The organism is Actinoplanes sp. TBRC 11911, assembly GCF_012933445.1.
Classification (GTDB): domain Bacteria; phylum Actinomycetota; class Actinomycetes; order Mycobacteriales; family Micromonosporaceae; genus Actinoplanes.
The window spans coordinates 39,079-62,474 of sequence record NZ_JABBNC010000039.1; the positions used below are offsets into that span (position 1 = coordinate 39,079).

22 protein-coding genes are annotated in these 23,396 nt (G+C 71.4%); 8 read left to right on the top strand and 14 right to left on the bottom strand.

The window, feature by feature from the left end; translation table 11 throughout:
• Positions 1-27: 27 nt before the first annotated feature.
• Both HH310_RS36230 and HH310_RS36235 read left to right on the top strand, forming a co-directional pair.
• A complete protein-coding gene (locus tag HH310_RS36230; RefSeq protein ID WP_169180246.1) occupies positions 28-945 on the top strand; it encodes a LysR family transcriptional regulator in 918 nt (305 codons plus the stop codon).
• 10 nt (positions 946-955) lie between these two features.
• Positions 956-2,347, top strand: coding sequence for an SDR family oxidoreductase (locus tag HH310_RS36235; protein ID WP_169180247.1), 1,392 nt, complete (start codon positions 956-958; stop codon positions 2,345-2,347).
• 52 nt (positions 2,348-2,399) lie between these two features.
• On the opposite strand, the gene HH310_RS36240 is transcribed toward HH310_RS36235, so the two are convergent.
• The 6 genes from HH310_RS36240 to HH310_RS36265 form a co-directional block, all read right to left on the bottom strand.
• Complete coding sequence (locus HH310_RS36240; RefSeq protein WP_169180248.1) at positions 2,400-2,762, bottom strand: hypothetical protein; 363 nt, start codon at positions 2,760-2,762, stop codon at positions 2,400-2,402.
• 248 nt (positions 2,763-3,010) lie between these two features.
• Positions 3,011-3,931, bottom strand: coding sequence for a hypothetical protein (locus HH310_RS36245; RefSeq protein WP_169180249.1), 921 nt, complete (start codon positions 3,929-3,931; stop codon positions 3,011-3,013).
• Positions 3,924-6,890 (bottom strand): DEAD/DEAH box helicase, encoded by a 2,967-nt coding sequence (locus HH310_RS36250; protein ID WP_169180250.1) that lies wholly within the window; start codon positions 6,888-6,890, stop codon positions 3,924-3,926. The genes HH310_RS36245 and HH310_RS36250 overlap by 8 nt, the downstream gene beginning before the upstream one ends.
• Positions 6,887-7,321, bottom strand: a complete 435-nt coding sequence (locus tag HH310_RS36255; RefSeq protein WP_169180251.1) for a DUF5990 family protein — start codon at positions 7,319-7,321, stop codon at positions 6,887-6,889. Before HH310_RS36255 ends, HH310_RS36250 begins: the two co-directional genes overlap by 4 nt.
• 37 nt (positions 7,322-7,358) lie before the next feature.
• The gene (locus tag HH310_RS36260; protein ID WP_169180252.1) at positions 7,359-8,594 is read right to left on the bottom strand and encodes a RimK family alpha-L-glutamate ligase; all 1,236 of its coding nucleotides are present in this window, start codon (positions 8,592-8,594) and stop codon (positions 7,359-7,361) included.
• An 18-nt stretch (positions 8,595-8,612) separates the two neighbouring features.
• On the bottom strand, positions 8,613-9,650 hold the full coding sequence (locus HH310_RS36265) for an esterase family protein (RefSeq protein ID WP_169180253.1): 1,038 nt from the start codon (positions 9,648-9,650) through the stop codon (positions 8,613-8,615).
• A gap of 117 nt (positions 9,651-9,767) precedes the next feature.
• Between HH310_RS36265 and HH310_RS36270 the strand changes: the two genes are divergently transcribed.
• Positions 9,768-10,121, top strand: a complete 354-nt coding sequence (locus HH310_RS36270; protein WP_169180254.1) for a hypothetical protein — start codon at positions 9,768-9,770, stop codon at positions 10,119-10,121.
• Between the two features lie 37 nt (positions 10,122-10,158).
• Here HH310_RS36270 and HH310_RS36275 read toward each other — a convergent pair whose 3' ends face one another.
• Entirely contained in the window at positions 10,159-10,494 is a 336-nt protein-coding gene (locus HH310_RS36275) for an STAS domain-containing protein (RefSeq protein WP_248294766.1), read from the bottom strand.
• A gap of 237 nt (positions 10,495-10,731) precedes the next feature.
• On the opposite strand from HH310_RS36275, the gene HH310_RS36280 reads away from it, so the two are divergent.
• Positions 10,732-12,183 carry an amino acid permease gene (locus HH310_RS36280; RefSeq protein WP_169180256.1) on the top strand — a complete coding sequence of 484 codons (1,452 nt, stop codon included), beginning with the start codon at positions 10,732-10,734 and terminating at the stop codon, positions 12,181-12,183.
• Complete coding sequence (locus tag HH310_RS36285) at positions 12,180-13,025, top strand: universal stress protein (RefSeq protein WP_169180257.1); 846 nt, start codon at positions 12,180-12,182, stop codon at positions 13,023-13,025. Before HH310_RS36280 ends, HH310_RS36285 begins: the two co-directional genes overlap by 4 nt.
• 535 nt (positions 13,026-13,560) lie before the next feature.
• Here the strand turns inward: HH310_RS36285 and HH310_RS36290 are convergent.
• Positions 13,561-13,698, bottom strand: coding sequence for a hypothetical protein (locus tag HH310_RS36290; protein WP_169180258.1), 138 nt, complete (start codon positions 13,696-13,698; stop codon positions 13,561-13,563).
• A 5-nt stretch (positions 13,699-13,703) separates the two neighbouring features.
• Positions 13,704-14,630: a serine/threonine-protein kinase gene (locus HH310_RS36295; protein WP_169180259.1), complete on the bottom strand. Its 927-nt coding sequence runs from the start codon at positions 14,628-14,630 to the stop codon at positions 13,704-13,706.
• Between the two features lie 58 nt (positions 14,631-14,688).
• On the opposite strand from HH310_RS36295, the gene speB reads away from it, so the two are divergent.
• Together speB and HH310_RS36305 are read left to right on the top strand one after the other, a co-directional pair.
• Positions 14,689-15,684, top strand: coding sequence for an agmatinase (gene speB, locus HH310_RS36300; protein WP_169180301.1), 996 nt, complete (start codon positions 14,689-14,691; stop codon positions 15,682-15,684).
• Positions 15,681-16,754: a M20/M25/M40 family metallo-hydrolase gene (locus tag HH310_RS36305; RefSeq protein WP_169180260.1), complete on the top strand. Its 1,074-nt coding sequence runs from the start codon at positions 15,681-15,683 to the stop codon at positions 16,752-16,754. Before speB ends, HH310_RS36305 begins: the two co-directional genes overlap by 4 nt.
• On the opposite strand, the gene HH310_RS36310 is transcribed toward HH310_RS36305, so the two are convergent.
• Both HH310_RS36310 and folE read right to left on the bottom strand, forming a co-directional pair.
• Positions 16,747-17,163 (bottom strand): response regulator transcription factor, encoded by a 417-nt coding sequence (locus tag HH310_RS36310; protein WP_169180261.1) that lies wholly within the window; start codon positions 17,161-17,163, stop codon positions 16,747-16,749. The genes HH310_RS36305 and HH310_RS36310 overlap by 8 nt on opposite strands.
• Positions 17,164-17,424: 261 nt before the next feature.
• The gene (folE, locus tag HH310_RS36315) at positions 17,425-18,081 is read right to left on the bottom strand and encodes a GTP cyclohydrolase I FolE (protein WP_169180262.1); all 657 of its coding nucleotides are present in this window, start codon (positions 18,079-18,081) and stop codon (positions 17,425-17,427) included.
• Between the two features lie 92 nt (positions 18,082-18,173).
• Between folE and HH310_RS36320 the strand changes: the two genes are divergently transcribed.
• Entirely contained in the window at positions 18,174-18,767 is a 594-nt protein-coding gene (locus HH310_RS36320; protein WP_169180263.1) for a metalloregulator ArsR/SmtB family transcription factor, read from the top strand.
• Here HH310_RS36320 and HH310_RS36325 read toward each other — a convergent pair.
• Genes HH310_RS36325 through HH310_RS36335 form a run of 3 tightly spaced genes read right to left on the bottom strand, consistent with a single transcriptional unit; the run spans position 18,764 to position 23,395 of the window.
• A complete protein-coding gene (locus HH310_RS36325; protein WP_169180264.1) occupies positions 18,764-21,157 on the bottom strand; it encodes a hypothetical protein in 2,394 nt (797 codons plus the stop codon). The genes HH310_RS36320 and HH310_RS36325 overlap by 4 nt on opposite strands.
• A 19-nt stretch (positions 21,158-21,176) precedes the next feature.
• Positions 21,177-22,460, bottom strand: coding sequence for a glycosyltransferase family 2 protein (locus HH310_RS36330; RefSeq protein ID WP_169180265.1), 1,284 nt, complete (start codon positions 22,458-22,460; stop codon positions 21,177-21,179).
• A complete protein-coding gene (locus HH310_RS36335) occupies positions 22,457-23,395 on the bottom strand; it encodes a glycosyltransferase family 2 protein (RefSeq protein WP_169180266.1) in 939 nt (312 codons plus the stop codon). The genes HH310_RS36330 and HH310_RS36335 overlap by 4 nt, the downstream gene beginning before the upstream one ends.
• Position 23,396 lies beyond the last annotated feature (1 nt).

Consider the following 23,396-nt stretch of genomic DNA (forward strand, 5'->3'; position numbering starts at 1 on the left):
TTTGTGAATCCGTCGTAAGGAAAACTGATGATCGACGTACGCCGGCTGGCCGTCCTGCGCGAAGTCGCCCGCCTCGGCAGCTTCAACCAGGCCGCCACCTCCCTGCGGCTGACCCCGTCCGCGGTCTCGCAGCAGATCAGCGCCCTGGAACGCAGCCTCGGCACGCCGGTGGTCCGGCGCACCACCCGGGGTGTCGATCTCACCGAGGCCGGGCGGGTGCTGGTGGGGGCCGGCGACGCGATCACCGCCGAGCTGGCCAACGCCGAGCGCGAGATCGCCCGGCTCACGTCGTCACACACCGAGAGCCTCACCGTGGCGACGTTCACCAGCGGCGGCCAGCGCCTGTTACCGGCCGCGCTCACCCGCTTCAACACGGAACGGCCGGCCGTCGACCTCACGGTCTTCGAGAAGGAGCCGGCGGACAGCCTGCCGCTGGTCCGCAACGGCGACGCCGATCTGGCGATCGCCTATCACTTCGACGGTCCTCCCCCCGTACGCCCGGGGGACCGAACCGGGCTCGCCTGGACCCCGCTGCTCGACGACCCGATGTGGATCGTGCTGCCCGCGGGACACCCGTTCGCCGGCCGCGACGTGCTGACGATCGCCGAGCTGGCCGGCGAGCGCTGGGTGCACGGCTGCCTGTCGATCGACGAGCTGCTGGCGCACTACGCGGCGATGGCCGGTTTCGAGCCCCGCACCGCCTGCCGCGGCAGCGACTACATCTTCGCCCAGTCCCTGGTGCGGGCCGGCGTCGGCATCAGCATGATCCCGCAGGTGGCGCTCACCGCCGACCAGGGCGGCCTGGCCATGGTGCCGCTCGCCGCGCCCTGCCCGTCGCGTTTCATCGGCATCGTCACCGCGCCGGGCCGCCACCGCCCCCTCGCGGACGCCCTCATCCAGGCGTTGCACGACACGGTTGACGCCCTGCCCGTGGCACGTCCGTAAAGTGCCCCCCATGAGTGGGGTGGACGCGGAGCGACTGGCGCTCTGCCTACAAGTGCTGGCCGAGGTCGAGAATCTGCCGCCCGAGCATCCGGACGCGGTCGCGGTGCGCCGGGCCACCGCCGGGCTGTTCAAGACCGTGAAGATGCGGCGGCGCCGCGAGCGCCGGGACGCGATCCTGGCCGCCGACCGCGAGGTGACCGAGGCGACCGCGACCGGCGCGCCGGGCCGCATCGACGACGAGACCGCCGGCATTCCGCTGGTCAGCGCCGTGCGCGGGGCGACGGCGGGCACGCTGCGCCAGGCCCGGGGCTGCTACGTGTGCAAGCAGCGCTACACCGTGGTGGACGCCTTCTACCACCAGCTCTGCCCGTCCTGCGCGGCGATCAACCACGCCCGCCGCGACGCCCGCACCGACCTCACCGGGCGCCGGGCGCTGCTCACCGGCGGCCGCGCGAAGATCGGCATGTACATCGCGCTGCGGCTGCTGCGCGACGGCGCCGACCTGACCGTGACCACCCGGTTCCCGCACGACGCGGTCCGCCGCTTCACCGCCATGCCGGACAGCGCCGACTGGCTGCATCGCCTGCGCGTGGTGGGCATCGACCTGCGCGACCCGGCCCAGGTGGTCGCGCTCGCCGACTCCGTCGCCGCGCGCGGACCGCTGGACATCCTGATCAACAACGCGGCGCAGACGGTCCGTCGCTCCCCCGGTTCGTACGCCTCGATCGCCGCGGCCGAGCATTCGGCACTCCCCGGCGGGCCGCTGCCGGAACTCGAATACTTCGGCACGGCGGGCGACTCCCCCGCCGCGGTCCTCACCACGGGCGCGCTGGACCTGAGCCCGCAGCAGGTCACCGAGATGGCGCTGACCGCCCGTTCGGTGACGATCGACGCGGGCGGCCTGGTGCCGGACACCGCCCCCACCAACAGCTGGAGCGACTTCGTGCACGAGGTCGGCGCGCTGGAGATGCTCGAGGTGCAGCTGTGCAACGTCACGGCGCCGTTCCTGCTGGTCAGCCGCCTGCGCGCGGCGATGACGGCGTCGAAATTCCCCCGCCGGTACGTGGTGAACGTGTCCGCCATGGAGGGGATCTTCAAGCGTGGCTACAAGGGCGCCGGGCACCCGCACACGAACATGGCGAAGGCGTCGCTGAACATGCTGACCCGCACCAGCGCCGCCGAGCTGTTCACCGACGGCATCCTGATGACCAGCGTGGACACCGGCTGGATCACCGACGAGCGCCCGCACCCGACCAAGTTGCGGCTGGCCGACGAGGGCTTCCACGCGCCGCTGGACCTGGTGGACGGTGCCGCCCGCGTCTACGACCCGATCGTGCGGGGAGAGCAGGGCGAGGATCTGTACGGCGTGTTCCTGAAGGACTACGAGCCGACCGACTGGTGAGACGCGGAACGAGCCACGCCTGCTCGGCGTGGCTCGTCCGGTTCAGCGATCGTCAGTCGTCGTCGTCATCGTGGTCGCGGTCGTGGCGGCCACCGCGACCGTCATGGTCGTCGTCGTACTGCACCATGAGCGCCCAGCGGAAGCCGTGCCGGGTGCGGTCGGGGTCGCAGTAGTAGTCCTCCCACCAGCCCCGCCGCTCGCCGCGCCGGCCGTCGTCGCGGCAGTCGTCGCGGTCGCGGTACCAGCGCTTGAAGTCGTAGTCGTCATCATCATCGTCGTGCCGGTTGGCACTGATGCTCGGCGAAGACGTCCCCTGACCCGTGGTCGGGGCCGCGGAGGCGTGGCCGACACCTAGCGTCAGCGTGGCGGCCAGACCAAGGCCCGACATCATCAGCGTCCGGGTAATTCGGTTCATGTCACACCTTCTCTTGACAAAAGGTTTATGCCGGGGTCAGCAGACCATGAACACCGATGGTGATGAGCCGGTTTCGGATCGTGTACTCCGATCGTGGAAGAACAGACACCCGACCGACGGAGGCACGGCTCAGCTCTCCAGGCACAAACCGCCGGGAACCACCCACCCAAGCGCCGCGGCACGGTACCCGCGGCGTTGGTGGGCGCGCGCACGGCCGCGAACGGGCCGGAAAGCCCTCCTGGCGCCCGCTACCCTTCGCGCCCTTCCTCGGGCAGGGCGCGGTAGGCGGCGCGCAGCAGCTCGACGATCGGTCGGCCCTCGTGCGCCAGCGGCGGCGGATCGAGCTGGTCGAGCAAAGCGTCCGGCCGCAGGGCCGACCCCGGCCGGCTCCCGACCGGAGCAACCAGCGCCGCTTCTTTGCCGATTTCTCCCCAAAAAACGGATATATCCCCAAGGCCGATGGAATCCGCCGAGGAATCATCGAAAGCACCGGACGGGCCGCTCGCCCGCGACGCGCCCGAGGCAACGTCGCCGCGCAAGGTCGCATCGCCGCGTGAGGCCGCATCGCCGCGCAAGGTCGCATCGCCGCGTGAGGCCGCATCGCCGCGTAAGGTCGCATCGCCGCGTGCGGACGTCGCGTCGGTGGCCTCGACCGCGCGCACGCCGCGCAATTCCCGCAATTGGTTCAGCAGCTCGTCTCGGGTGCGGCCGCGCCACGCGAACGCGCCGAACGGATCCTCCTCGAAGCTCCGCACCAGCGCGTACGTCGTGGCCGCCAGGTGGATGCACGGCATCGGCCAGCGCTCGCACGTGCAGTCCATCGCCACCTCGTCCAGCGACAACGGCACCAGGCTCAACCCGGCCCCGGCGAACACCGCGTTGATCCCGGGCGGCATCCGGCCGGCCAGCAGGTCCGCCGTGTACCGCGCCTCGGCCACCAGCGCCTCCTCGACCCGCGCCCAGTCCGACGCCCCGAAGGCGCGCACCGCTATCCGGGAGCGGAACGCCCGGGGATCGTCCGGGCCGCGCACCTGCGCCACCACCAGGCTGGTCGAGATGGTGAGGCTGCGGACGTGCCCGGCCCGTTCGTCGCGGCGGCCGCGGGCGAAGGTCGGGCCCAGCCGCAACGACTCGAACGTGCCGAGGAAGGCGAGCGAGAAGTCAGTCAACGATGGCCTCCGGCGCCAGGCTGAGCAGGTCGCGCAGCTCGGTGGTGGACAGTGCGGTCAGCCAGCCCTCGCCGTTGCCGACCACCCGCTCGGCGAGCGTGCCCTTGTCGGCCAGCAACCGGTCGATGCGTTCCTCCAGGGTGCCGAGGCAGATCAGCGTGTGCACCCGCACGTCGCGCTGCTGTCCGATCCGGAACGCGCGGTCGGTGGCCTGCGCCTCGGTCGCCGGGTTCCACCAGCGGTCCACGTGCACGACGTGGTTGGCCGCGGTCAGGTTCAGCCCGGTGCCGCCCGCTTTCAGCGACAGCACGAAGATCCCGGGCCGCCCGGACGACTGGAACTCCTCGACGAGCGCGTCCCGGCGCGTACGGGAGACGCCGCCGTGCAGAAAGCGCACCGGCACGCCGAAGCGGGCCGCCAGATGGGGTGTCAGAAGCCGTCCGAACGTGGCGAACTGGGTGAACGCCAGCACGCTCTCCCCGTCGGCGAGCGCGCTGTCCACGATCTCCTCGAGGCGTTCCAGCTTGCCGGACCGGCCGGGCAGCGGCGACCCGTCGCCGAGCAGCAGCGCGGGATGCACGCACACCTGCTTCAGCTTGGTCATCGCGGACAGCACGATGCCCTTGCGGAACTTGTCGTGGCTCTCGCCGAGCCGGTCGGTCATCTCGTCGAGGACCGCCTTGTACAGCGTGCTCTGTTCGCCGGTGAGCCCGCACAGATGGCGCACGTGCCGTTTGTCCGGCAGGTCGTCGATGACGATCGGGTCGGATTTCACCCGGCGCAGCAGGAACGGCCGGGTCGCCTGGCGCAGCCGGAACGCGGCGTCCTCGTCCTCGTAGCGCTCGATCGGCACCGAGAACCGGGCCCGGAACGTGTGCGCCGACGCCAGCACCCCCGGGTTGAGGAAGTCGAGAATGGACCACAGCTCGGCGAGCCTGTTCTCCACCGGGGTGCCGGTCAGCGCGATCCGGGAGCGGGCCCGGAATCGCCGCACCGCCTTGGCCGCGCCGCTCGCGCTGTTCTTGACATGTTGCGCCTCATCGAGCACCACCCGGTCCCACGAGACCGCGGCCAGGTCGTCGGCGTAGCGGGTGGCCGTCTGGTACGTCGTCAGCACCACGTCCGCGTCGGCGAACGCGGGCCGCTCGGTGCCGTGCAACACCGCCACCCGCAGCGAGGGCGCGAACCGGGCCGCCTCACGCTGCCAGTTGCCGAGCACCGACAGCGGCGCGATCAGCAACGCCGGACCGTCCCGGCGGTGCAGCAGCAGCGCCAGGAGCTGGACGGTCTTGCCCAGTCCCATGTCGTCCGCGAGGCAGGCGCCCAGCCCGAGCCCGTCCATGAAGGCCAGCCAGGAGAAACCCCTGCGTTGGTACGCCCGTAGCTCGCCCCGGAAACCGGCCGGCGAGTCGAGCAGTTCCAGGCGCTGCTCGGACTCCCCGGCGAGCAGGTCGGCCAGCCAGCCCTCGCCGCCGGTCGACGTGACCGGCAGCGGCAGTTCCTCGGGCGGCAGCAGCCGGATCGTGCGCAGCGCGTCCCCCGCGGTCATGGTGCCGCCGCCGCGGGACAGGAACCGCAGTCCCGCGTCGAGCCGCTCGGCGTCCAGCCAGACCCAGCGCCCGCGCATCCGGACCAGCGGCACCTTGGCCCGCGACAGGTCACCCAGCTCGGCCTCGGTGAGCGCCCGGCCGCCGAGGGCGAGCCCCCAGTCGTAGTCGACGAGGTGCGCGAGGTCGGCGGCGCGGTCGCGCAGCACCGGGCTGATCACGTCACGGTTGCGCACGTTCAGCGCGAGCCCGAGGCTGGGCCGGTCCTTCCACCAGGCCGGCAGCAGCACGCCGTACCCGGCCTCCTCGAGCAGCCCGGCCTGGGCCAGGAAGCGATGCGCCTGTTCGGTGTCCAGGATCATGTCGACCGGCCGGGGCCCGCGCAGCGCCGCGTCCAGGTCGGGGTAGAGCCGGGCGGCCCGGCCCAGCCCGCCGAGCAGCCGTTCCTGCGGGTGCCTGGTCCAGCGGCGCAGCGGGGCGTACCGGTCCTGCCAGATGTCGGCGGCGGTGACCAGCGCGCTCGGCTCGTCCACGGCTTGCAGCAGGAATTCGAGCAGCCAGGCGTCCTTCCGATCGCCGCTGGCACTAAGCCCCGGTTTGTCCGAAAGAGCGTCCGGCTCGTCCACCTCCAGCTCGTCCAGATGACTCAACCGGAAACACAACCGCACCGCCGCACCCGAGACCGCGTCGGCGAACCAGGCGTCCAGCCGGTCGGCCAGCTCGTCGGCCAGCGCCGGCGCCGCGGTGAACTCCGGATCGCCGGTCAGCGACGCCAGCCAGCCGTCTCCGATCTGCACGCCCCGCTCGGCGAGCCGGGTGCGGACCAGCCCGTCGACGAGCCGGTCGAGCGCCACCGCGACGATGTCCTCGGCGGGCAGCCCGGCCGTGGTCCGGTCGGCCCGGCACGCGGCCGGCATGCGCCGGACCAGGTCGGCACGCGCCACCGCGTCGAACCCGGTGATCACCGGGCGCCAGCGGGCGGCCGGCTTGCCCGGGTCGACGGCGGGCAGCACCCGCCCCCGCCGCACCAGGTCGGCGGCGAACGCGCACAGCTCACCCAGCCACGACACGGTCACTCCGGCCCGGCCGTCGAACTCGTCCACCAGGTCGTCGTCGACGAACGGCACCACCACCGAGGGCACCTGCCAGGACCGCAGCCGGGGCGTGCCGCGCCGCTCGCGCAAGCCGAGATGCGGCGACGGGATCGGCCCGGCACTGGTCGAGGGCAGCAGCAGCTGCGCCTGGCCGGCGTGATCCCCGGCGGGCAGCGACGACGCCGGCAGCGCGAACGGATGCCACCCGCGCCCCGGCTCGCCCGGCGCATCCGTCTCGGCCCACAGGTGCAGCCGGCCGTCGCGCCCGGCGAACCCGTGCAGCACCCGCACCGAGGCTGCCCTGGCCAGCGTCGTCATCGCAGCTCCCACCGCGGCCGCACGCGGGCGCAGACCGGAGCGCCGGACGCGTCGGTGAGCCCGAGCACGCCGACCAGCACGCCCGCGCCGTCGTACGCGCCGCGCAGCAGCGCGGTCGGCACCTCACCGAACATCAGCTTGGCCCGCCGGAACATCGAGAAGCTCTCGCCGTCGACATTTCCCCAGCTCAGATACAGGAAGCGGGCGCCGGGCCGGCCGTGCACCCAGGGCCCGCCGACGTCGAGCAGCCCGTCCACCTCACGCCCGGGCACCTCGAGCTCCCAGGTCGCCGACGCGGCCGAGACCGGCACCAGCTCGACGACCTCGGCCTTACGCTGCACCCCGACGTGCACGTTCGCGAGGCGCAGCGCATCAGCGGCCGCCCCGGGCCGCGCACCGGGCAGGTCGTGTCCCTCGATCCGGATCCGCACCCTGCGACCCTATGCCGGGGGTCCGACAAAACCCGGATCAGGAGTTGTCGCGCACCCAGGCGTCCATCAAGCCGCCGAAATGGGCCAGGAACTTCTCGTGCTCGTGCACCGGGTACATGGCGCGGACCGTTTCGCGCAGCAACGACCGGAACCCCTCCGAGTTGACCCAGTCGAAGACCATCTCGTCGACGTGTGCGAGGTGCCGCGCCCGGAACTCCTCGTACTCCTGCACCTCGAAGTAGTCGTCGGCCAGCTTGCGGTAGCCGGCCAGCTTCTCGGCGTACGACAGCGACGGGTCGTCACCGATCGCGAAATATGCGCTGGTGTCCGTGTCGAGCCGCGGCCGCCGGCCGGTCACCACGCAGAACACCGTCCAGCGCAGCAGCGCGGCCATCGCCCACGGGAAGTAGTAGTGCAGCGAGGTCATGGCCACGTCCGGGCACGCGTTCGCGTAGTCGATCGGGTGCACGTCGTCGCCGCGGACCAGGGACTCGCACGAGTTGAACTCCCAGCGGAAGAACGCGTTCACCAGCCGCGAGATCGTCACCACCTCGTCGCCGGTGCCCGCGGACAGGAAGTCGTGCGCCACCTCGTACCGGGAATGCATGGGTTGTTCGGGGCGGAACTTCATCACCATGGTCTCCGGCCCGATGGTCAGCGACCGCGCGAACACGTCGTAGTCCTCGACCGACGCCTGCAGGTGCATCAGGCGCTCGCCGGAGGCGTCGTAGGCCGCGTGCAGCTCGTCCTCGTTGCGGATCTTCGACACCCCGACCCACGCGCCGCCGTCGTACGGCTTCATGAACATCGGGTACCCGACCTGGGCGGCCGTCGAGGACAGGTCGAAGGACTGGTTGTAGCGGGCGGACGTGTAGGCGTACCGGCTGTTGTCCAAGGGATTCTTGTACGGCACCAGCACCGTCTTGGGCACCTTGAGACCGAGCCGCATCATCGCGCAGTAGGCCGCGTGCTTCTCCATCGACTGGAACGTGAACGGGCTGTTCAGCAGGTACACGTCGTCCATCAGCGCGATCTTCTTGAGCCACTCGCGCGGGTGGTAGTACCAGTACGCGAGCCGGTCGATGACCAGGTCGTGCTGGGGTTTGTCGCGCAGGTTGAACGGTTCGATGGTGACCCGCACCGAGTTGACCCGGTGCGACTTGCCGTCCGGGCCGGTCACCACGCCGAGCCGGCGCAGCAGGGCCTCGTACGCCCGCGGCCAGTCGTCCTCGGTGCCCAGCAACAATCCGATGGTGTGTTCGACGTCCGCCACAGCGCCTCCCCAAAAAACCTACGGCCACACTCTCTGCATCAACGACGTCAGATGTGGATCGAGGGCGTCGCGCCAGCCGATCCAGGTGTGCGCGTCCCGGTTCGCCACGAACGTCAGCGGATATCCCTGCTCGCGCAGCGCGGCCGCCATCGCCCGGTTGTTCGCCAGGTTCTCCTCGACCGTCCCGCAGGTCATCGTCACCGGCACCGGCGGCCCGTCGCTCGCGCGCACCACCCGCCCGACGAACCGCACGATCCGCTGGTAGCGCCCGAACCACGACTCCTGCGCGTCGTAGCGCGGCTGGAAGAAGCTGCCCGACTGCAGGAACAGCGCGCCGAACGCCGCCGGTCGCTTGCGTTGCGCGTGCAGCATCGCCAGCGCCCCCAGGCTCGCGCCCACCCCGATCACCGGCCGCCCGCTGCCCAGCTCCCCCGCCAGCTTGGGCAAGACCTCCGACCCCAGACCTTTCCCGTACGCCGGGGACGCCGCGTACCACTCGTTCCGGCTGCCTGCGGGCAACAGGACGAGGTGGAACGGTGGCACCCGCCCGGCGGCTATCGACGCCGCCGCATACCGCCCGAGCGACGCGTACTGCTGGTAGTCCGGCCCGTCGTGCGCCACCACGATCCGGTCGGTGGGCGTGTCCGGCGACCAGACCCGCACGTCGAGCTCGGCGCGCACGGCCGGGATGGGCACGGTCAGCGCGTGCCAGTCGCCGCCGGCCGGGGGCAGGTGCAGCCAGTCGGGTTCGCGATAGTCCGGGCACCAGAGCACCGACGCGTCGCCGAACGGCCCGGGCGCGCGCCGCGGATTGCCCGGGTCCACGACCGTCTCGGCACGACCGTCGCGGCCGGTCAGCTCCAGCTTGTACTCGAGACGACCCGCGTCCGGGCGCGGGATCCGCAGCTCCCACCGGCGCCCGGCGGCGTCGAACGAGAACTCGGGGCGCCCGGCGAGCGCGGACACCAGGCGTACCGAAGCAAGCTTTTGATCGTGGTCAGCCAGCCGGAAGCAGAGCTGCGAGCCGTCGCACCACGCGCCCGCCACCGGCTCCATCCCCGCACGATATCCGCCGCACCGCCGCGGCGCGCCCCGGAAAAGCCGTTGAACGCTCTCACCGCCGGCCGCTTCACCCGCCACGCTGCGTAGGATCAGAGGTGGGAGGTAGGGAAAATGGCGAGGGTGAATGGGGCGCCGCCAGGTTCGCGGTACGCCGACCAGCGGCGCTACGCGGTCGCGACGAGCCTGGCCGATCTTCATGGTCCGGTGCGTGGCACCGTGACTCTCGACCGGTCGCTGGACTGGTCCGGTGACGGCGCCTATGACCTGGACGACCCCGGCGACCTTCAGGTCATGTATCAAACGGTCCTGAACCAGGCCGCATCCGCGGATGATCTAGCCCGCTGGCTCGATGGCGAAGTCCTGCGCCGGATCTGGGCGAGTCTGTGGCTCCCGGCGCGGCTGCGCGCGTTGTGGCAGGCGCGTTTCCCGGAGCTCCCCGCCTCCCCGCAGGCGCTGGCCGGCTGAGGATGGAACCGGGCCTCCTCAAACTAGCGGAAAGCTGCTACGAGCTGTAGGTCTGGTTCGGCGACGCGGCCGGGGGGAGGCCGAACATCTCGGTGAGGCCGGTGACGCGCAGCTGGCTGTGCACGAAGTCGCTGGGGTTGCGCAGGATGAAGCGGGTGCCGGTCTCGCGCGCCGCGTTGTGGCCGGTGACCAGCGTGCCGATGCCCTGCGAGTCCATGAAGGTGACGTAGGTCAGGTCGACGACCAGCGTGACCGGCCGCTCCTTGGTCAGCGTGCTCAGCAGCGTCTCGCGCAGCGCGCCGACCGTGGCGGCGTCGAGCGATCCGCGCACGTCGATGACGATCGCGCCGTCGGCCTGACGTCGCGTGGTCATCACCGCCTCGCCCATCCGGCCCTCCGATTTGCCCGTTCCGCTCACCGTACAACGACTGACGAGGACCGTCGCGGGGTTTCGGCACGACGACGGACACCCGGTGCGTGCAACTTGCAGAACCGAGTCGGCAACCTTGGGCAGGCTCTGCCCAATCTGCTCCCAGCGGTTGCGCGAATCCCCGGAAGCTGCCCATCTTGACATTGGTGGTTGCCAATCCAAGGAAGGGTGGGCGGGACTATGACCACGACCTCGGGACGGCCCGGCATCTTCGCGGTGCGCGACGTCCGATCACTCATCACCGAGACGGCCGAGGAAGGACACGGGCTCAAGAAGGCGGTCGGGGCCACCCAGCTGACCGCCATGGGCGTCGGCGCGATCATCGGCACCGGCATCTTCGTGGTGATCGGCAAGGGTGCCGGCATCGCCGGTCCCGCGGTCATCCTCTCCTTCGTCCTGGCCGCGGTGGCGTGCACCTTCTCCGCGTTGTCCTACGCGGAGCTGGCCTCGTCGATCCCGGTCTCCGGCAGCGCGTACACCTACACGTACGCGACGCTGGGCGAGATCGTCGCGTGGATCATCGGCTGGGACCTCATCCTCGAGTACGGGGTGTCGGTGGCCGGCATCGCGGTCGGCTGGGGCGGCAACCTCAACGCGTTCCTGGACGCCGCGTTCGGCTTCAGCCTCCCGGACGCGATCTCGAAGTCCCCGTCCGAGGGCGGCGTCTTCAACCTGCCCGCCGTCTTCGTCGTCCTGGCCATCACGTTCCTGCTGGTTCGCGGGGTGACCGAGAGCGCGCGGGTCAACCTGGTCATGGTCGGTATCAAGCTCGTGGTGCTGTTGTTCTTCATCGTGGTCGCGTTCGCCAACTTCGGCACCGGCAACTTCACCCCGTTCGCCCCGGCCGGCGTGGACGGGGTGACCTCGGCCGCGGCGATCATCTTCTTCGCCTACATCGGGTTCGACGCGGTCTCCACCGGCAGCGAGGAGGCGCGCAAGCCGGAGCGCGACCTGCCGCTGGCGATCATCGGCTCGCTGATCATCTGCACGGTCTTCTACGTGCTGACCACGGTGGGCGCGCTCGGCATCGCCTCGCCGGCGCAGATGGAGGGCAGCGACGCCCCGCTGGCCACGGCCCTGGACGAGGGCGCCGGGATCAGCTGGGCGGCGGCCATCCTCGCGCTCGGTGCGGTTGTCGCCATCACCAGCGTGGTGCTGGTCATCCTGTACGGCCAGACCCGCATCTTCTTCGCGATGTGCCGCGACGGCCTGATGCCGATCCGCCTGGCCGAGGTCAACCAGCGGTACGGGACCCCGGCGAAGCTCACCATCGGGCTGGGGGTGCTGATCTCGATTCTGGCGGCGCTGGTTCCGCTGGGCACCATCGTGGAGCTGGTGAACATCGGTACGCTGTTCGCGTTCGTGCTGGTCAACATAGGGGTGATAGTGCTGCGGCGGACCCGCCCGGAAATGCCGCGGCCGTACCGCGTGCCGTGGTCGCCGGTGCTGCCGATCATCGGGGTGGCGTTCGCCGTCTACCTGATGAGCGACCTGCCCTGGGAGACGTGGGTGCGGTTCGCCGTGTGGCTCGCGATCGGCATCTTGATCTACGCGTTCTACGGGTACCGGAACTCGCGGATCCGCAACGGGCCGCAGTCGACTCCGGGCTGGGCGAAGGAGGAGCAACGATGACCGGGCCGGTGCTGGTGGGCGTCCCCGGGGAGGGCGCCCTGACGCTCGGGCGCTGGATGGCCGAGAAGCTGGACGCGCCGCTGCTGATCGCCATCGTGCATCCGGCGCCGGCCGCGGTCGGCTCGGGCCGGGTGGACGCCGAATGGGTCGCCGACCGGCACCGCGCCGCGCAGCGGCTGCTCGACCAGGCCCGTGCCGTGGTGGCCGGCGCCGTCTGTGACGTGGAGACCCGCATGGTCGCCTCGTCGTCGGCCGCGCACGGCCTGCACGACCTGGCCGAGGAGGTGAAGGCGACCGTCATCGTGGTCGGCTCGGGCCGGGACGCGCCGAAGGAACGGCTGTTCGCGGGCAGCACCGCGCACCGGTTGCTGTCCGGCAGCTCGTGCCCGATCGCGGTGGCACCGCCCACGATGCCCGAGCTGTCGCAGGGGCGGATCGGCGTGGCGTACGTGGACACCCCGGACGGCCGGGCGGCGCTGGCGGAGGCGGCGACGCTCGCCCGGCGCACCGGTTCGCCGATCCGGCTCTACACCGTCGTGGCGGCCGGGGACATGCCGACGCCGTTCTGGCGCGACAGCGAGCGGGCGTTCCTGGAGACGGCCCGGGAAACGTACGAGCAGGCGCTGGCGAACGCCGCGGCCGCCGTCCCGGACGTGGCGGTGGACTGGCGGATCCCGGACGGTGACGTGGTGCACACGCTCGCCGACCTCGACGACGTGGACGTGCTGTACTGCGGCTCCCGCGGTTACGGCCCGACCCGGCGGGTGCTGCTCGGCGGGGTGTCGTCCCGGCTGATCCGGCGGGCGCGCCGGCCGGTCGTGGTGGTGCCCCGCAGCGGTTAGACGAGTAAGTCCTAAGCCGAGTCAGTGGCCGCAGGCGAGTCAGCGGCCGCAGGCGATCAACGATCTGATCGCCGTCCGTCCGCCAGCCCCCCGCCACCCCCTCTCGCATATCAGACATTTCCTGAAATTTGTGAGATCGGCTGGGCCACCGGACGGGCGGGCTCAGCGCGCGGCCTCGCGGCGCTTCCATTCCGTGAGACAGGCGACCGCCTGCTGAGACCGCGCCCGCATCATGGACCCACCGTCCACGATGCGGGACTGACGTCCATTGTGGAGAATATTTTTGTCACATAACGAGGCTTTCGCCCGCCAGACTTCTCCGGCCGAATGTGAACCTTGGAGAGTTTATGGCTCGCATGTGGGCGCAACTCTCCAAGGTTCACAAAAATCCATGATGTGACCGCAGTGTCCACATAGCGGGACCGCCCAGCCGCGCACGGATCACCACAGCGCCTCAGCTCTGGCACCACCGCGCCACTGGCCACACCGCGACCAGGTCACTCGCCGCCTACCACCACGGTTAGAACTTACTTGTCTAGAGCATCGGGGTGCTCTGGTCCAGGCCGAGCAGGTCACGGCCGGCGATCTCGCGCGCGGTCCGGGTGTTGAGCAGCTGGGACACGACGCTGGCCGGGACGGCGTTCACCAGCGACATGGTGACCGTCGTCGGCACCGACATCACCATCTGCGTTCTGATGCCCGCCGATCGGGGTTAGCGCGGCCGGTGGGCGCGTCGATCCACTCCGCCATGGGCGCCGGCTCGATGCCGCCCATCGGCACGTAGACGCGGGCGTCCACCGCTTCGGCCAGCACCAGCGCCGCGACCAGCGCGGTGGGCCGGTCGTCCGGATGCCGGTTCAGGCAGAGCCGGCACAGCGCGGCCACCTCCGGCGCGAGATCGTCGATGGGCGGCAGCGGGTCCGGTTCCTCGTTGCACGCGGCCCGCACCATCCCCGTCGGAGTCTCGGCGCGCCACGGCAGCCGCCCGGACAGGCACTGGTAGAGCAGGGTGCCGAGGGCGAACATGTCGGCCGCCGGGGTGGCCGGGCTGCCCTCGAAACGTTCCGGGGCGACGTAGGCCGGCGCGCCCATCACCATCCCGTCCGGGTCGGGGTCGCGGGCGCCGATCGCGGCCGCGATGCCGAAGTCGAGCACCTTCGCGCCGGCCGGGGTCAGCATGATGTTGGCCGGCTTGATGTCGCGGTGCACGACCTGCTCGGCGTGCGCGGCCGCGAGCGCCGCCGCCACCTCCGCGCCGATCCGGGCCGCGATCCGCCAGTCCAGCGGCCCGGCCCGCAGGTGCGTGCTGAGCGTCTGCCCGTCCACCAGCTCCATCACGATGTACGGGACGTCGTGACAGGCGCCCCGGGAGGTCCCGAAATCGTGCACGCCGGCCACGTTCGGGTGCGCGAGGCGCGCGGCCGAGCGGGCCTCGGTGCGAATCAGGTCCACCCCGGCCTCGCCGAGCGTGCCCTCCACCGCCGGTGCCATGATCTTGACGGCCACCGGGCGGTCCAGCACCCGGTCGTGGCCCTGCCAGACCTCGGACATGCCACCCACCCCGATACGGCGGACGAGTTGATAGCGGCCGGCCAGCGTCTGCATGGGGGTCGCGGTACCCGGCCGCCGTGCGGGACAAACGCTGTAGGGTGCGCGCGTGAGCATGTATGGCCCTGATTACACGTTCCTCGGCGTGCCCCGATGTTCCCTCGATGACGCGTCCACCTACGCCGACGCGGACGTGGTCATCCTCGGCGCGCCGTTCGACGGCGGCACCTCACACCGCCCCGGCGCCCGCTTCGGACCGCAGGTCATCCGCGGTACCGACTACCTGCCGCACGACGGTTCCCGGCCGCACCTGGCGATGCGCGTCGATGCCCTCGGCGAGGACCTGACGGTCAAGGACGCCGGCGATCTCGAGGTGTACAGCGGCGAGATCCAGCGCAGTGTCGCCACGATCGAGGAGGCCGTGGGAACGGTCGCGCGTAACGGTGCGATCCCGCTGATCCTGGGCGGCGACCACACGGTCACCTGGCCGGACGTCACCGGCGTCGCGTCGCAGCACGGCGCCGGCCGGATCTCGGTCATCCATTTCGACGCGCACGCCGACACCGGCGACATCGAGTTCGGCTCGCTGTACGGGCACGGCCAGCCGATGCGCCGGCTGATCGAGTCCGGTGCGGTGCGCGGCGACCGGTTCCTGCAGGTGGGGCTGCGCGGCTACTGGCCCGGCCCGGACGTCCTGCACTGGATGGCCGAGCAGGGCATGAACTCGTTCCACATGAGCGAGATCGTCGAGAAAGGCCTGGACGCGGTGCTGAACCGGGCCTTCGAGATCGCCCTGGACGACTGCGACGGGGTTTTCCTGTCGGTCGACATCGACGTCTGCGATCCCGGCCACGCGCCCGGTACCGGCACCCCCGAGCCGGGTGGCCTCACCGCCCGCCAGCTGCTCGACGCGGTCTCCCGGATCTGTCACGAGCTGCCGGTCGTCGGGATGGACATCGTCGAGGTGTCGCCGCCGTTCGACCACGCCGAGATCACCGCGATGCTCGGCAACCGGGTCGTCCTGGAGGCGCTGTCCGGCATGGCCCGCCGCCGCAAGGACTCCGGCGGCCCGCCCTGGAAGAGGTCGACGCCGCTGCTGGAGGGCCGGTGAGCTCGTACGAAGACCGGCTCGCGGCGTTAGTCGCGATCCCCTCCACGTCCGACCGGCCGGCCGATCTGGCGCGCGCTCTCGATTTCGTCCTGGCCGAGATCGGGACCGACTTCCCGGTACGCCGGTACTCCTCCAACGGCAAGCCCAGCGCGCTGGTGCACGCCGGGGACGGCCCGTTCCGGGTGATCCTGAACGCGCACCTGGACGTGGTGCCGGGCGCCCCGGCCCAGTTCGCGGCCCGGCGCGACGGCGACCGGCTCTACGGGCGCGGCACCCAGGACATGAAGGCCGCCGCGCTGGCGATGGTCGACGCGTTCCGGGCCACCGCCGGCACGCTCGGCTATCCGGTCGCGTTGCAGCTGGTCACCGACGAGGAGGTGGGCGGGTTCGACGGCACCGCGCACCAGATCGCCGCCGGGGTGCGGGCCGGTTTCGTGGTCATCGGCGAGTACAGCGACCTGCGGGTGGTGACCGCGTCCAAGGGGATCTGCATGGCGATGCTGACCGCCTCCGGGAGCGCCGCCCACGCCGCGTACCCGTGGCTGGGGTCGAACGCGCTGCTCACGCTGATCGCCGGCATCGACCGGCTGATGCGGCGATACCCGGTGCCGGCGGCCGAGGCGTGGACCACGACCGTGAACGTGGCCCGCGTCGAGACGCCGAACACCGCCACGAACCAGGTTCCGGCGTCCGCCACGGCGTTCCTGGACATTCGTTTCCCGCCGGGCGACACCGACTTCCACGGTCGTACGCCGTCGCAGGTCGCCGATCATCTCAGCGCGGTGGCGGGGCTGCCGGCCGAGGTGGCGGCGCTGGGCCAGCCGCACGAGACGTCCCCGGACAACCCGTTGCTGGCCTCGTTGCGGGCGGCGCTGACCGGGGCGGGCGGCCCGGGCACCACGATGCGCAAGCACGGCGCCTCGGACAGCCGCCACTACCACGCGGCCGGGGTGGACACGGTGATCTGCGGGCCGGGCGGCAACGGTCAGCACGGGCCGGACGAGTACGTCGATCTGACGTCCGTCGAGGCGTACCGGAACGCCTTGATCGCCTTTCTGCGGTCTAGCTGAGCAGCTTGCGGACCCGGCGCAGGAGCTCGGCCGGGTGGAACGGCTTGACCATGTAGTCGTCGGCGCCCACGGTGCGCCCGAGGTCGATGTCGACCTGCCGGTCGAGCCCGCTGAGCATGAGCACCGGGATCCGCGCGGTCTGCGCCGACGACTGCAGCTCGTAGCAGACGCTGAGGCCGTCCATCCCGGGCATCACCACGTCGAGGATCACCATGTCGGGCTGCTCGGACTGGATCATCCGCAGCGCGGACCTGCCGTTGTCCGTGGTGATCGCGTGGAAGCCCGCGGCCTGAAGCTTGACGGCGATGACGTCGCGGGTCTGCTCGTCGTCGTCGGCGACCAGGATGGTGGGTTCGGCGAGTCCGAGCGCCCAGTAGTCGAGGGGGGCCGGGCTGGTGAACGTGAGCACTTTTTCTCCTGACGCCGCGCGGTTCCGGAAGCGCAGCCACCATCGGCGCTGCGACCCGGCAGCGGAGGAAAGCGCCGGTTGCGGATCGGTTGCCCGGCGTCCGGACAGCGAAATGGCGGAGCCCGTTCCTTGTGGGAAGGACCCCGCCACTGACGGTGCGGCCGTTTACCGCGCACACCTGGCGTCAATCGACCAAGCTAATCGACCAAGATCCAGAAGTCCGGGGACCCCGGCCGGAAGTGACACCTCTCTCAATGGCCGTCAGGCCTTGACGCCGCCCAGGCCGGCGATCGACAGGAACTCGGCCCTGGTACGCGCGTCCTCGCGCACCGCGCCGAGCAGGGTCGAGGTGACCGTGCGCGACCCGACCGCCTGCACCCCGCGCAGCGTCATGCACATGTGCTCGGCCTCGATGACCACACCCACGCCGCGCGGCGACAGATGGGTGTCCAGCCAGCCCGCCACCTGCTTGGTGAGGCGTTCCTGCACCTGCGCACGCTGCGCGAACAGCTCGACCACCCGGGCCAGCTTCGACAGCCCGAGGATGCGCTCGCCGGGCAGGTAGCCCACGTGCGCCACGCCGACGAACGGCAGCAGGTGGTGCTCGCACACCGACCGGATCGGGATCGACCGGGCCACCACGAGCTCGTCGTAGCCCTCGTCGTTGGGGAACGTGGTCAGCGCGAAGTCACGCGGCGTGAGTAACTCGGCGTAGGCCCGCGCCATCCGCCCGGGCGTCTCGGCCAGCGACTCGGACGTGACGTCCAGCCCGAGCGCCTCCAGGAAGGCGGCCGCGGCACGCTCCGCCGCCCCCAGGTCTCGGACGCCCTGCTCGGCGGTCACCCGCTCGGCCGTGCGGCCGGGGCTGTCGAGCCCCACCGGCTCGTCGGGCACCACACGTTCGGCCTGAATCGTCATCGGGGGGCTCCTCGGGGTCGGCTCGGACAGCGTCATCGTGCACCTTTTGCGGGAGCAATTTCAATAGCGCTCGTTGGTGATATTCTGCGCACATGCCGGACCGCTGGGACACCGTGGCGACACTGGTGGATCCCTCACGCCGCGCCTTGTTCGACTACGTGCGGCGCCAGGACCACCCGGTCGGCCGCGAGGAGGCGGCCGGCGCCACCGGCGTCACCCGCGGCCTGGCCGCCTTCCACCTGGACAAGCTGGTCGACGCCGGCCTGCTGACCGCGCGGTACGAGGCGCCGGCCGGCCCCCGCGGCCGCGGCCGCACCCCGAAGGTCTACGAGGGCGCCGCCGACGTCATGGTGACGATCCCGGAGCGCCGCGACGCCTTGATCGCCGACGTGCTGGCCGAGGCCTACCTGCGCCAGGAGGATCCGCGCGCGGCCGCGCACCGCCTGGGCGCCGAGCACGCCGTCGGCGACCTGGCCGCCCTCGGTTTCGAGCCCCGCCCCGACGGCGACCTGATCGCCCTGGACAACTGCCCGTTCCATGCCCTGACCGCCCGGCACGGCCCGCTGATCTGCGACATCGCCCTGAATTTCGTCAAGGGCATGACCGACGGCGACCCCACCCACGAGGCGCTGCCGTCCCCGCTGCCGGCCGGCTGCTGCGTGGCGGTCCGGACGACGTCCGGCTAGTTGGCGGCCGGGGCGTCTCCGGTGAGCTGGAAGATGGTGACGCCCGGGGCCTGGTAGAAGACGTGCCAGTCCGGGGACGCGCGCATCGCCGAGTCCAGGGCCGCCATCGTGCCCGGCGGCTCGGTGCCGAAGTAGTCCGTGTACCGGGCCATCGCCTGGCTGACCACCAGGTAGTTCGTGTCATAGTGCAGATTCCGGATATATGACTCGATGTCGGGCAGGCGGGCGGCGCTCAGCGAGCCGGTGAACTCCGGGTCCCCCACCAGCGCGATGTCCACGTCGACGTGGCCCCGGTTGAACGACCCGTAGTTGGCGGTCAGCTTCGTCGGGAAGTTCGGGGCGACCAGCACCAGACCCGAATCGGGCCGCGCGTGCGCGTAGAAATACTCCGCCGCGTCGATGTCGGTGGCGCTCATCTGATGCACGTACACCTGGCCCTGAAGCCCTTGCAGCCCGGCGAGCATGATGGCCGCCAGCAGCGCCCCGGACGCCAGCATCGCGGGCACACCCCAGCGGTCGCGGACCCGGCGGATCAAGCCCACCCAGATCGTGCCGACCAGCAGCGCCACGAACGGGATCGAGAACGCGAACACCCGGTAGATCGCCTCGCCGCCGTAGTTCCCGGCGATCAGCGTGGTCAACGGCAGGAACGCGAGCAACGCCGGCAACGCGACCCGGCCCAGCCGTTTACGGGCCAGGAACACCGCGCCGAGCGCCGCGAGCCACACGCCGATCGCCAGCACCCGCGACACCTCGGCGGAGAACGCCTGCTCCGGCGTGCCCCAGCTGTTCGCGTTGCCTTCCGCGTTGGCCAGGACGTCCAGCGAGAAGATGCTGTACTGGCTGTCCACCGAGGCGAGCCGCGGCGCCACGAACGCGACCACCACGAGGATCAGCGCGCCCGCCAGCCACCGCGGCCGCAACACCCCGAGCAGCGCGAACACGACCACCGGCACCAGCATCATGAACGGGCTGAGCTGATGCGACACGGTGATCGCGGCGAACACCGCGGTGGCGCCCAGGCCGGCCCACATCCGGGCGCGCGGGGCGACGTCCGGCATGTCCGGCATCCCGCGCAGCACCCAGCCCCGGAACCGCCAGAACCGGCCGGTGAACGCCGGCGGGGTCACCAGCAGCCAGCGCAGCACGATCACCCAGAAGCCGAGCATCAGCGGATACACGAAGGCCTGCGGCGAGAAGTACGCGATGTCGACCCACATGGTGATCTGCATGAGCAGCACGCCCAGGGCCAGCACCCGCCGGTCCCGGGTGAACTGCCGCAGCAGCGCCGCCGTCAGCAGCGAGTTCACCAGCGTGAAGAACAGCTGCGACCAGGCCGCGAACGACAGCGCGTCCAGCCCGGACACGTGCGACAGCATCGCCACGACCGCGAAGAACCCGGGCCACTGCTGGTAGATGTCGTTCGAGGCGAGCAGGTGCCCGTTGTCGCGCAGCAGGTCGACCACGCCGATGTGTTTGTACGTCCAGGCGTACTCGACGGTGCCGTCCAGCAGCGGCACCGTGGCCTGCATGATCACCGGCACCGCGACCAGGACGCCGGTCAGCACCCAGGGCCGGGCGCGTCCGACCACCTCGACGGCGAACCCGATGAGCAGCAGGATCACGCCGACGACGAACGGCACGCCGAGCGACGACGTGAACCCGTACACGCCGACCTGCCCGGGTTGCAGCCGGGCCAGCGAGACGATCCACAGGCCGAGCCCGGCGGCCAGCGTCACGAACGGGATGGTGGCCAGCAGCCGGCCGTTGTCCACGTTGCGGTGCGGCGGTCCGGTGCGGCCGAGGATCACCGGGACGCCCGCGCGGCTGAGCCGGGCGAACTGCAGCCCCGAGCCGATCAGCGTGCCCGCGGCCAGCACCGCGATGACGGCGAACGGCTGCCACGTGTGCGTCCACAGGCTCAGCACCGCGGCACCCGTCACCGCCGTCAGGCTCCCGAGCACCGCCAGCGCCCAGGACAGCAGCCGGCTGCGCACGTTGGCGACCGACATCAGAGCCGCGCCGGGCCCGAACACCGCGAACACCAATTCCAGGACCAGCTGTACGGTGTCCTGGCGCGCCACCAGGCCGGCGATCCCGGCACCCGCGGCGAGCACGCCCACCAGCGCGAACTCGGGCCGGTGATCGGAGAGCGGGGCGGGCACCTCGGTGGTCCGGCCGACGTCCGGCGGTGCGGGCAGGGCCCGGGTGACCGGCTCGTCGACGGGCGTGGCCGGGATGACCGCGGTCCGCTCGCCCACTTCGAGCGAGGCGGTCACGTCCTTGTCCGCCAGCGGCAGCGTGGCCGTCTTCTCCGGGTCGGCCGCGTCCAGCCGCAGGGTCGTGTCCGCCTCGGCGGTCGACGGCCTGCCGGTAGAGCTTTGTCGCATGTAGATCTGCCCCTCCGATTCAGACCTTGGCGCGCGCCTGCCGGCGGCCCTTCACGTAGGCGCGCGGCCCGGCGAGCATCCCGCGCCGATTCGCCGACAGCAGCTCCCGCGGGAAGTCGTCGCGCAACGTCGCGGTTCGCGTGCTGTCCTTGGCCGTCATGTCCCGCAACGCCGCGGGCGCCAGCCTCAGCAGACTCCAGATCAGTGCCGGCCGGGACAAGACCAGGCTGGTGTACGCCGCCACGAGTCCCGTCCCGTACCCCACCATCTGGCGGCGCAATCCTTCGAGGTCGCGCCGGTGATAGTGATGGGTGACGGCGGTGGGCTGATACGCGATCGTGCCGCCGCCGAGCAGTACCTTGGTGAACGCGAGCGTGTCCTCCGACCCCATGGCCGGCGTGCCCGCCCCGAGCGCCGTGTCGAACATCCCGATGCGCTCGAGCACCCCGGGCCGAAACGTCATGTTCGCGCCCGCCCCGAACGGCGGCAGCGGATACAGCGGGCTCTGCAGGTGCGCGGTGTCCGGGCTGAACACCGCCGGCCGGAACCCGCGACCCTTGCTGTGCCCGCCGAACTGCTCGAACCACAGTTGAGCGGGGGTTTCCAGCTCGGCCGGCACGATGACCCCGGACACCACGTCGGCGGCCGGGTGCTCGTCCAGCGCGCGGGCGATCTCGGCCAGCCAGTCCGGGTCCGCGACCTCGTCGTCGTCGATCCAGGCCAGGATCTCGCCGGGGGCGGCGCGGACGGCCGCGTTGCGCGCGAACGAGAGCCCGGCCCGCGGCTCCACCAGGTAGCCGACCGTGGGGAAACCCCGCACGACCTGCTCGGTGGCGCCGGTGACCGGCGCGTTGTCGACCACCAGCACCCGGAAGTCCGGGTAGCGCTGGGCGACCAGGCTGGACAGGCAGACGGCGAGGGCGGCCGGCCGTTCCCGGGTGCAGACCACCACGGTGATGGGCGGCGCGCTGGCCAGCACCTCGCGACGGCGTGCCAGGAACGCGGGTTCGCGGGTGACGACCAGACCCCGTACCGGAATCGGACCACCCAGCCGGGGCCGCAGCACCTCGCCGAGCTCCGCGTCGATCGCGGCCGCGAACTCGATCGGCAGCAACCCCTGCTCGGGCACGTCCACCAGCACGCTCCCGACCGGCTCGCCGAACAACCGCACCAGCGCCCACACCTGCGCGACCCGCCGGCCGCCGGACTGCGCGGGCACGGTGGGCAGCGGCGCGGACAGTTCGATGTCGAGTACCGCGGCCGGGAGAACGCCGGTCCCGGCGCGTACGGTCTCGGCGCTCATCGCACCGCCTCCAGCTCGGGCCGGCCCGCCCGGCGCGACGCGACGGTCTCCACCACGCCGCCGAATCCGGCCGCGACGACCCCGGCGAACACGCCGCCGGCCTGCCGCAGCCGGCCGGTGCCGAGGTTGCGGAGCATCGCCTTGGGCAGCGACCACAGGTAGTCCCGTTCGGCACCGAGTGTCTCGCCGCCCTCGTGCAGTCCGGCCATCTGCACCTTCCCGCGGCCTTCGGCGTAGCACCGGCGTACGAAATAACTGAAGGTGGACCGGCTGGCCGGCACCTCGTGGCGGATCACCGCGTCCGGCACGTACATCCAGTGGCCGCCCTTGAACGCGCTCATCCGGATGCACAGCTCGGTGTCCTCGGGGCGGTTGACGCCGCCGAGCTTGCCGAAGCCGACCCGGAACCCGCCGACGGCGGTGAACACGTCGCGGCGGACGACCATGCTCGCCGACCAGACGTTGCGGATCGGCGAGGTGACGGTGGGCATGCCCGCGTAGGAGCCGCCGACCGCCCAGAGGAACTCGTCGGGCATCCACCGGGGGCGTCGCACCTCCCAGGCGGGTTCGATCCAGCCGCCGGTGCCGACCACGTCCGGGTCGGCGAACGGGGCGATCAGCCGGGCCAGCCAGTGCTCGTCGGCGGCGATGTCGTCGTCCAGGAACGCGACGATCGGGGTGGTGACGTGCAGGGCGCCGGTGTTGCGGTTGCCGGAGACGCCCTGGCCGTAGCGGTTCTCCAGCACGGTGACGCCCGGCAGGTCGCGGCGGATGCGGTGGAAGAACGGGGTGTTGTGGTCGACGACCACCACGATCTGCTCGGCGCGGTAGGTCTGCGCCTTCGCCGTGGACACGGTCCGGACCAGGGAGTTCCAGCGCTGTTCCGAGTGCGTCGGGATGACGATCGAGGTGCGCGGTTGTGGGGTGGCGGGCATC

Bases quoted from the DNA above. Each gene is read 5' to 3' on its own strand.
- HH310_RS36230 (WP_169180246.1), top strand. From the start codon at position 28: ATGATCGACGTACGCCGGCTGGCCGTCCTGCGCGAAGTCGCCCGCCTC.
- HH310_RS36235 (WP_169180247.1), top strand. From the start codon at position 956: ATGAGTGGGGTGGACGCGGAGCGACTGGCGCTCTGCCTACAAGTGCTG.
- HH310_RS36240 (WP_169180248.1), bottom strand. From the start codon at position 2,762: ATGAACCGAATTACCCGGACGCTGATGATGTCGGGCCTTGGTCTGGCC.
- HH310_RS36250 (WP_169180250.1), bottom strand. From the start codon at position 6,890: ATGACGACGCTGGCCAGGGCAGCCTCGGTGCGGGTGCTGCACGGGTTC.
- HH310_RS36265 (WP_169180253.1), bottom strand. From the start codon at position 9,650: ATGGAGCCGGTGGCGGGCGCGTGGTGCGACGGCTCGCAGCTCTGCTTC.
- HH310_RS36270 (WP_169180254.1), top strand. From the start codon at position 9,768: ATGGCGAGGGTGAATGGGGCGCCGCCAGGTTCGCGGTACGCCGACCAG.
- HH310_RS36275 (WP_248294766.1), bottom strand. From the start codon at position 10,494: ATGACCACGCGACGTCAGGCCGACGGCGCGATCGTCATCGACGTGCGC.
- HH310_RS36280 (WP_169180256.1), top strand. From the start codon at position 10,732: ATGACCACGACCTCGGGACGGCCCGGCATCTTCGCGGTGCGCGACGTC.
- HH310_RS36285 (WP_169180257.1), top strand. From the start codon at position 12,180: ATGACCGGGCCGGTGCTGGTGGGCGTCCCCGGGGAGGGCGCCCTGACG.
- HH310_RS36295 (WP_169180259.1), bottom strand. From the start codon at position 14,630: ATGCAGACGCTGGCCGGCCGCTATCAACTCGTCCGCCGTATCGGGGTG.
- speB (WP_169180301.1), top strand. From the start codon at position 14,689: ATGTATGGCCCTGATTACACGTTCCTCGGCGTGCCCCGATGTTCCCTC.
- folE (WP_169180262.1), bottom strand. From the start codon at position 18,081: ATGACGATTCAGGCCGAACGTGTGGTGCCCGACGAGCCGGTGGGGCTC.
- HH310_RS36320 (WP_169180263.1), top strand. From the start codon at position 18,174: ATGCCGGACCGCTGGGACACCGTGGCGACACTGGTGGATCCCTCACGC.
- HH310_RS36325 (WP_169180264.1), bottom strand. From the start codon at position 21,157: ATGCGACAAAGCTCTACCGGCAGGCCGTCGACCGCCGAGGCGGACACG.
- HH310_RS36330 (WP_169180265.1), bottom strand. From the start codon at position 22,460: ATGAGCGCCGAGACCGTACGCGCCGGGACCGGCGTTCTCCCGGCCGCG.
- HH310_RS36335 (WP_169180266.1), bottom strand. From the start codon at position 23,395: ATGCCCGCCACCCCACAACCGCGCACCTCGATCGTCATCCCGACGCAC.